Source organism: Synechococcus sp. MU1655 (genome assembly GCF_023630655.1).
GTDB lineage: Bacteria > Cyanobacteriota > Cyanobacteriia > PCC-6307 > Cyanobiaceae > Synechococcus_C.
Genome location: NZ_JAKUHK010000151.1, coordinates 1 through 4,933, shown reverse-complemented (window position 1 = coordinate 4,933; position 4,933 = coordinate 1). Strand labels below are relative to the sequence as shown.

6 protein-coding genes are annotated in these 4,933 nt (G+C 57.3%); 4 read left to right on the top strand and 2 right to left on the bottom strand.

Features of this window, described 5'->3' with window-relative positions:
• Positions 1-106: 106 nt before the first annotated feature.
• From NCN04_RS07890 to NCN04_RS07880, 3 genes are read left to right on the top strand one after another with little or no spacing between them, the layout of a single operon-like run.
• Positions 107-1,267 carry a trypsin-like peptidase domain-containing protein gene (locus tag NCN04_RS07890; RefSeq protein WP_250395721.1) on the top strand — a complete coding sequence of 387 codons (1,161 nt, stop codon included), beginning with the start codon at positions 107-109 and terminating at the stop codon, positions 1,265-1,267.
• On the top strand, positions 1,264-1,902 hold the full coding sequence (locus NCN04_RS07885) for a TIGR04282 family arsenosugar biosynthesis glycosyltransferase (RefSeq protein ID WP_250395719.1): 639 nt from the start codon (positions 1,264-1,266) through the stop codon (positions 1,900-1,902). The genes NCN04_RS07890 and NCN04_RS07885 overlap by 4 nt, the downstream gene beginning before the upstream one ends.
• Positions 1,899-2,654, top strand: a complete 756-nt coding sequence (locus NCN04_RS07880; RefSeq protein ID WP_250395720.1) for a TIGR04283 family arsenosugar biosynthesis glycosyltransferase — start codon at positions 1,899-1,901, stop codon at positions 2,652-2,654. Before NCN04_RS07885 ends, NCN04_RS07880 begins: the two co-directional genes overlap by 4 nt.
• Here NCN04_RS07880 and NCN04_RS07875 read toward each other — a convergent pair.
• Complete coding sequence (locus tag NCN04_RS07875) at positions 2,624-3,127, bottom strand: GNAT family N-acetyltransferase (protein WP_048346870.1); 504 nt, start codon at positions 3,125-3,127, stop codon at positions 2,624-2,626. The two genes, NCN04_RS07880 and NCN04_RS07875, sit on opposite strands and share 31 nt — an antisense overlap.
• Positions 3,128-3,163: 36 nt before the next feature.
• On the opposite strand from NCN04_RS07875, the gene NCN04_RS07870 reads away from it, so the two are divergent.
• Complete coding sequence (locus NCN04_RS07870; RefSeq protein ID WP_250395718.1) at positions 3,164-3,910, top strand: alpha/beta fold hydrolase; 747 nt, start codon at positions 3,164-3,166, stop codon at positions 3,908-3,910.
• Here the strand turns inward: NCN04_RS07870 and NCN04_RS07865 are convergent.
• Positions 3,883-4,933: ABC transporter ATP-binding protein (locus NCN04_RS07865; protein ID WP_250395717.1), on the bottom strand; the 1,051-nt coding region annotated here is incomplete at its 5' end. The two genes, NCN04_RS07870 and NCN04_RS07865, sit on opposite strands and share 28 nt — an antisense overlap.

The window sequence follows — 4,933 nt, the reverse complement described above, 5'->3', positions numbered from 1 at the left end:
TCACTGCCCGTCAGCGTCACATCCCACCTTCTGCGAATGCCGAATCTACGCGCCTTATGCCGAGCGGCCCGTCTTTAATGAGACCAGTTTCAACTCGTTTCTGTTCATGGCAGCTGCCGTCTCCCGCACCCTCCTGGCACGATCCATGCCCTGGATCGGGATCGGATTAGTCAGCTTGGCCATGGGAGGGTGTGGATCGTCCTTGCGTCAACGTCTTGGCCTAGAGCCTGAAGCGAAGGCACCCGCCACTCTGCCCGAAGTGAGTGATGGGCCGCGGTCGGCGCCGCTGCAACCTGGCCGTAACGTCATCGTCCAAGCCGTTGAAAGGGTTGGTCCGTCGGTTGTACGCATCGACACCGTGAAACGAGTCTCCAATCCATTGGGCAACCTGTTTGGAGGCGGACCAACCACCCAAAAACAAGCTGGTCAAGGTTCAGGATTCATCACACGCTCTGACGGCCTGATCTTCACGAATGCGCACGTGGTGGAAGGCGCTGACAAAGTGGCTGTCACATTGCCGGACGGTCGCAGCTTCAATGGACGGGTTCTGGGCGGCGACCCTTTGACCGATGTTGCTGTGGTGCGCGTGGTGGCTGAAAAGTTACCGATCGCACCCCTTGGGAACTCCAACAACCTCAAACCCGGTGAATGGGCCATTGCGATCGGCAATCCTCTCGGTCTCAACAACACGGTCACAGCGGGCATCATCAGCGCTGTGGATCGGACCAATGCCGTAGGGGAAGGTCAGCGTGTTCCGTACATCCAAACCGATGCTGCTGTGAATCCAGGAAACAGCGGAGGTCCCCTCATTAATGCCGCCGGCCAAGTGATCGGCATCAACACAGCGATTCGCCAAGCACCTGGCGCGGGACTGAGTTTTGCCATCCCGATCAACTTGGCCGAACGCATTGCCCAACAGATCATCAGCACGGGGCAAGCCTCTCACCCCTTTATCGGTGTACGACTCCAAAGCCTGACCCCCCAGTTGGCCAAGGAAATCAACGCCACGAGCAATCTTTGCACCGTGCCAGAGCTCAATGGCGTGCTCGTGATTGAAGTCGTGGAGGACAGCCCCGCAGCCAAGGCTGGCATTAAACCTTGTGATTTGATCCGAGACGTGAATGGCTCCGCCGTCAACGACCCCTCCGAAGTTCAGCTGGCCGTTGACCGAGGCCAGGTCGGTCAGGCCATGCCGCTGATTGTGGAACGAGGTGGAGAACAGCAAACATTGGAGGTCGTACCCGAGGAGCTGCCACGCCGAGGATGAGTCAATCACCCATCCCAACACTCGTTGTGATGGCTCGCTGGCCAGCTAGCGGTCGCTGCAAACGTCGCCTGGCCGTCGACATCGGAAGCGAAAGGGCAGCCATCGTTCAGCAACGCCTCACAGCCCATACCTTTGCCATTGCTGAAGCGCTCACCGAGCAGGGTGAGGTGGACGTCCAGGTAGCGATGAGCGGTGTCAGTATCCGATCAGCCCAACGCTGGCTGCCCTGCTTACCGCCTTGCACCCTCGTGGATCAGGGTCGGGGATCACTGGGGGCGCGCATGCTCCGCCAGATTCAGCATGCGCGCATCGGACAGCCCAACAAGCCGGTGATTGTGATCGGAACCGATCTTGCAGATCTGTGCAAAAGCGATCTGCTCCATGCCATCCAGAGACTGCAAAACCAGCCCTTGGTGCTTGGCCCCTCCGCAGATGGTGGCTATTGGTTGCTGGGGCTGGGCAGTGCGTCAACGCAGCTCCAGCTCGATGCACTTTTCGCTGCCATGCCATGGGGAAGTGACAAGGTCTTGGAGATCACTTGCGCTCGCGCTCGGGAACTAGGCCTCACACCCCATCAGCTCAGGATGAAAAACGACATTGACTGTCTGGCTGATCTGAGTTCATGGCAGCGATGAGCGCTGAGACTCCCACTCTCAGCGTGGTGATTCCCTGCCTCAATGAGGCGGAGCGTCTCCCGCTTCTCCTCGCTGACCTGCAACGCTGGCCTCTCCCGATCGAGATCACGGTTGTCGATGGTGGCAGCAACGATCACAGCCCTCGCATCAGCGCTCTTGCGGGTGGTTGCTGCATCACGGAGTATCCACCTGGTCGAGGCAGGCAACTTGCGGCAGGTGCCCGGCACTCCATCCAGCAAAACAAAGGCGAATGGCTTCTCTTTCTCCATGCAGACAGCCGTCTACCAAGCCACTGGGGAAGCAGCGTGCTGCATCGGATTCAACATCCAGATGCGCAACGATTCGCATGGTTTTTTGACTTGCGCATTCAACCCAGCACTCCGGCCCGACGCCTGCTGGAAGCGGTGATCTCTCTTCGAAGCCGCTGGTGCCAACAACCCTACGGAGATCAGGGACTCCTGATCCACAGGTCCCTCTATGAGCGCAGTCAGGGCTATGCACCCTTGCCAGTAATGGAGGATCTCGACCTCGTGCAGCGACTCAGCCCACTCACACGCTTGCATGCTCTTGGCCTGGCGGTCACTACCGATGGCCGCCGCTGGGAACGGGTGGGCGTGTTGCGTCGCAGCCTTGAGAACGCCATGTTGCGGCATCGCTGGCGACGTGGGGAATCACCAGCTCGCTTGGCAGCGGAGTACTACGGGAAGGCCCTTTCGACCAATCAATTGGAGTACCAAAAACCACAACGATGACCATTGGGCTCTAAGTCCCAGCCAAGTCGGTCATAAAAAGGCAGCACCCCTGGATCGGCAAAGAGCGTGGCGCGCTCCGTTCCCATCTCTCTTAAAGCCTCAAGGATGTAATCCATCAACTGACGCCCAAGCCCAGCGCCCTGATACAGGGGGTGAACAGCTACATCCCAAATCGTGGCCTCAAGAACGCCATCTCCAGTGCAGCGTGCAAAGCCCACCAAGCGTGGAATACGTGGGTCATGGCGCCATAGCCCCACCCTAAGCAAGCTGTTGTCGAGAGCCTTACGAACGCGGCGAACAGGTCTGCGACTCCACCCCACCGCCTCTAGAAGCTGTTCCAGCTCTACCAAATCCATCGGCCGAGATTGGCTAAAAACCAGGCTGAGCTGGGTATTAGAGGTTTCACAGATCCGAGCCTCTTTCCCATAGGAATGAACCAAAATCTCTTGGGTGAGAGAAGAAGTGCTAGTCACCCTGTTCTGCGACGATTGATTAATCCTGACGCACCGATGACCTCTGATCTTCTGCTGATCGCCGTACACGGTTGGATGCTCAGCCGAAAGGTCTGGGCACCATTTGAAGACAGCTGGACTCGTTTAGACACCTCCATTCCTTTGTGGTGTCCTGATTTACCAGGATTTGGAGTGGAGTCTCGACCTCCCCAGCTTCGACCAACCTTGGTGTCCTACGGACAGTGGCTAGCGGGACAGATTCACGCTCGAGCCAAAGGTCGCCAAGTGGTCTTAATGGGCCACTCGCTAGGAGGAAGCATTGCCCTGCATGCGGAAACCTATCTTCGTCGAAAGTGGGATCAGCCACTCTCGGGCCTTGTGATGTTGGCGGCTGGAGGTGGGATCTACCAACCCAGACCGTTTCGACGTCTCAGGTTTGGAGGGCAATTAATTTTGAGACTTCGTCCCGCACATCTTCCAGGGCCCATCGACAAGTTGGGTCCATTTCAAGCGGAACAACGCGCTGCACTGGGGCTTCTGGTCAACAGCACAACCCGAGGAGCTGTCAAACAGATTCCAAACCTGGTTGCGGGATTGAAGACCGACAACCTATGGATTAGCGGTGAACACGATCGCGTCATGGAACCCGGATATGTGCAACACCTGGCCAAATACAGCGACAAACACTGCCTAAAAGAACTCAAGAAGTGCGGACATCTGGCGATGCAGAGCCATCCGGACCTCCTTGCAAAAACGATTCATCATTGGCTTATCGATCAAAGCCTGGCAAGTCCACGCTCCTGAAGATCAGCAAGTTCGGCGTACAAACCGCCACTGGCCCGCAACTGAAGATGGGTGCCCTGCTCGATCAGGCTTCCTCGGCGAAGCACCAAAATCCGATCAGCCGCCTCAACAGTGGCAAGCCGGTGGGCAATCACCACTGCGGTGCGGCGGTTGAGAAGACGATCTAAGTCCCGTTGAAGAGTGGCTTCCGTGGAGGGGTCCATAAACGCAGTGGCTTCATCCATCACCAGGACCGTTGGGTTTCGAATCGCCACCCTGGCCACAGCAAGCAGCTGCCTTTCCCCAGAACTGAGATTGCCACCTCGCTCTCTCAATTCGGTTTCCAAACCTTCGGGCAATCGACCTAAAAGGGGATCCAGGCCCAGATCACGGCAAACATCCTGCAATTTCTGGTCATCGAGCGGCCGATCCAAACGCAAGTTGTCAGCCACCGTTCCACTAAAGAGAAAGGTGTCTTGAAGCACCACACCCAACTGTCGACGCAGCTCTTGCAAAGGCAAAGTGCGTATGTCCTGGCCATCAAGAAGGATTCGTCCCCGCTGGGGCTCGTACAACCTGCAGAGGAGCCGAATCACCGTGGTCTTGCCTGATCCGGTGGGTCCAACAAGCGCAACATGCTCACCAGGAGCGATCCGAAAACTGAGATCTCGCAGAATCGGCTCGTCTTTTCGGTAGGCAAAGTCCACCTCTTCAAAGATCACCTCACCACGCGGTGGTGAGGATGAAGCGTTCGAGAGAAGCGTGGAACCAACCCCGGAACCAGCGGTGGCGCCATGGTCAACAATCTCGAGAGGTTCCTCCAGAAGCTCTCCGATCCGTTCAACGGCAGTCAGTCCACCCTGAATCTGCGTAAACCTCTCAGCCATTTGGCGCAGAGGATCAAACAGGCGCTGTGAATAAAGGATGAAGGTCGTGAGCGTGCCAAGTCCCATCGCTCCTGCTGTCACCATCCATCCGCCAAGAGCAAGCACTAGGGCAACAGCGCCTAAAGACACCCACTCCAAAAAGGCAGAGATGCTGCTG